At 49.0% G+C, this 2,676-nt stretch carries 2 protein-coding genes; both read left to right on the forward strand.

From position 1 onward, the window contains the following. A partial coding sequence (locus HMPREF0860_RS14140) for a leucine-rich repeat protein (RefSeq protein WP_021495677.1) occupies window positions 1-1,756 on the forward strand: 1,756 nt, incomplete at its 5' end. Between the two features lie 368 nt (window positions 1,757-2,124). After that, window positions 2,125-2,676: Rpn family recombination-promoting nuclease/putative transposase (locus tag HMPREF0860_RS08380; RefSeq protein WP_021495676.1), on the forward strand; the 552-nt coding region annotated here is incomplete at its 3' end.

Genomic DNA, 2,676 nt, shown 5'->3' on the forward strand with positions numbered 1-2,676 from the left:
CACCTTTACGGCAACGCCGCTTGGAGGCTACATTCTTGAAAAGTGGGAACTTAACGGCACAGAAGTAAACGGCACAGCGCTTACCTACACGCTCAAAGTTACGGCAAATGTGCAAGTTAAGGTATTCTTTAAACGGAAGCCCGGGACGTTTCCTGTCCTGCACACGGTTACGCTTACCCCGCCGGTACACGGCAGAGTAACGACCGTTCCCGAGCTTCCAAACCCGCCCAATGTGCCCTATGGCAGCGAAATTACCTTTAAGGCAGTACCGGATGCAGGCTATGCGGTGAATAAGTGGACGGTTTCGGCGGGCTCATTTTTACTAGGCGGCACCGACGGAAGTACGAGCGCGACGCTTAAAATCACTGAAGACGTTACCGTAACGGTTACCTTTAAGCAGGTACTGTGTAAAATCGATTTCGGCGTGGACGGCGGAAACGGCACGCTCACGGCAAAAGTTGACGGCAGCGAAATCAGTTCGGGCGATACGGTGGAACACGGCAAAACCGTCGTCTTTAAGGCAACGCCTGCCGGTTCGAGCTGTGAAGTGGAACAATGGACGAACAACGGAACGCCCATCGCCGCAGCGGGAACAAACGCAACCTACAACCACACCGTAACGGCAGCGGCAAACATCAAGGTAAAGTTTAAAAGTACCTATACCGGTCCTGCACTCACTCTGGATACGCGGAACTTTACCAAAGAAAAGGGACAAAGCTTTACCTACACGCTTGTAACATCGGGTTCGGGCAGCTACACGGCAACGCCTGAAACGGCGGGTATCATCACGCTCGATACGGCGAACTTGAACAATTACGGCAATATTACGGTAACGTGCAACAATGCCGGCTCAACGCGTATAAAGGTAGTCGACACGGTAAGCGGACAAACCGCCCTTTCAGGTACCATTACCGTAAAACCTTCCGTCGTCATACTCGACTACTTTGAAGAAGCCGGCGTACGCTACTATGTAACGGACAAAACCGCCCGCCAGGTGAGCGTAACCGCTTTTACAGATTCTTCAAACTATGCGCCGTACACAGGAACATCGCTTACCATACCCAAAGAAGTTACCCACGACGGCGTAACCTACACGGTAACAGGCATAGAGCGCCCCGACTTTTGGGGAGCTACGCTGCAAAGCGTAACGGTCGCATCCGATAACGCCTACCTTTCTTCCCAAGACGGTGTTATCTTTAACAAAGATAACACCGTACTGTTAGGCTATCTGCCGGGTAAACCGGACGCTTCTTACACCGTTCCTGCAAGCGTAACAAAATTGGGAAAGGCTTCTTTCAGCAAGATTCCCGCAATCACTTCCGTTACGCTGCCAAACGGCTTAAAGAGTATTGAAGACTTTGTGTTTAACGACTGTCCCAACCTTGCAACGCTTAACCTGCCGGCTTCGCTGGAATATATCGGCGACTTTTCAATTAGAGGCCTAAAAGTGAGCTCGATGGTTATACCGGAAAACATAACGGACCTTTGCACTTCTACTCTTGCCGATTGCCCCGAATTGACGTCGGTCGAGCTCCCCTCAACGCTTACCCAAATATGGATATATGCCTTGTCGTCCGATCCTAAACTGAAGACGGTAACGTGCAAAGCGGCAAAGCCGCCGGCTATTCCGGCAGGCGCCTACGTGTTTGAAGACACGCCCATCGCATCCGCAACGCTCCGCGTCCCCGCCGGCTCCAAAGCTCTCTACCAAGCCGCAGAAGGCTGGAAAGACTTCGGCACGATTGTGGAGTATTGATGAATTAGGGGAGGAACGGAACTTTTTCGGATAAAAGTTCCTTTCCTCCCCTATGACCCCTCCTTTCTTCAAAAGAACCGCTTAGGGGCTCTGCCCCTAAGAACCCCGCCTATAAACAGTTTCCAAATGGGAAATCCCCTTTGGAAGCGCAGGTTCAAGGTCAAAAGAGGGGGTATAGGGAGAGAAAAAAACTGCCCTGACTTGAAAACCTGTAAGGGAAAGGGGTATTTTCTCCCCCTAAAAGAAACTCCGGCTTCGATGGCAGTTTTTTTGTGTGCGTGGAAGCGCTTTCTACTCTTAAATATTTACATCGCTCTCTTTTAAAGTCCTTTAAACTGTGGTATAATACAACAAGTGAGGGGGTGGCTATGAAAAAAAGCTTTGACGAACTTACCATTGCCGATGATTTTATGTTTTGCAAAGTCATGCAGGACGAAGGTATTTGTAAAGAGTTTCTCGAAATGATCTTGGCAGATAAAATCGGGAAAATCACCTACCTGTCATCGCAAGATGCCGTCTTTACCGGTTCGGAATCCAAATCGGTGCGCCTCGACCTGCTTGTAAAAGACGAAACCGGTAAATCTTACGATATCGAAATGCAGGTTGTGAACGAACACAATATCCCCAAACGTATGCGTTATTATCAGGCAGCAATCGACATCGCATTCTTAGACAAAGGAACCCACTACAAAGCCTTGAACGAAAGCTATAATATTTTCGTTTGTCTTTTCGACGCTATCGGGAAAGGCAAGCCGCTCTACACATTTGAAAATATGTGCCTTGAAGACCGGCAAACACCCTTACAAGACGGAACCAAAAAGGTTATAATCAATGCGGAAGCATTCGGCAAAGCCGAAGATGCAGAACTCAAAGGCTTTTTGGAATACCTCAAGACAGGTACAATCAACACGGAATATACT

Source organism: Treponema socranskii subsp. socranskii VPI DR56BR1116 = ATCC 35536 (assembly GCF_000468115.1).
In the GTDB taxonomy this organism is placed as follows: Bacteria; Spirochaetota; Spirochaetia; order Treponematales; family Treponemataceae; genus Treponema_D; species Treponema_D socranskii.